Origin of the sequence: Desertibacillus haloalkaliphilus, from assembly GCF_019039105.1 — a bacterium.
GTDB classification, from domain to species: Bacteria; Bacillota; Bacilli; order Bacillales; family KJ1-10-99; genus Desertibacillus; species Desertibacillus haloalkaliphilus.
The window spans coordinates 1-386 of record NZ_JAHPIV010000306.1; the positions used below are offsets into that span (position 1 = coordinate 1).

A 386-nucleotide genomic window follows, 5' to 3' on the forward strand; every position below is an offset into this window, starting at 1 on the left:
TCTTTCCTTTCTTTTTTTTTTTTTCTTTTCTCTTCCCCCTCTCTTTTTCTCCCTTTCTCCCCCTTTTCCCTCTCCCCCTTTTCTCTCCTTTTTTCTCTCCTCCCCCCCTTCTTTTTCCCTCTTTCTTTTTTCTTCCCCTCTTTCCTCCTTCCCTCTTCTCTCCTTTCTTTCCTTCTCCTCCTTCCCCTTTTCTCCCTTCTCCCCCTCCCCCCTCCCTTCTTCCCTCTTCTCCTTTTCTTTCCTTTTTCCCCTCCTTTCCTTCTCTCTCCTTCTCCTCCCCTTTCCCCCCCCTTTTTTCTTCCCCTCTCCTTTTTTCTTTCTCTCTCCCTTTTTTCCCTTCTCCTTTTCCTCCCCCCCTCTTCTTTTTCCCCTCCTTTTTCCTTTCT

1 protein-coding gene is annotated in these 386 nt (G+C 47.4%); it reads right to left on the reverse strand.

Annotation, left to right across the window (positions count from 1 at the left end; all coding sequences use genetic code 11):
• On the reverse strand, window positions 1–386 hold a 386-nt coding region (locus KH400_RS30000), incomplete at both ends, for a hypothetical protein (RefSeq protein WP_217228292.1).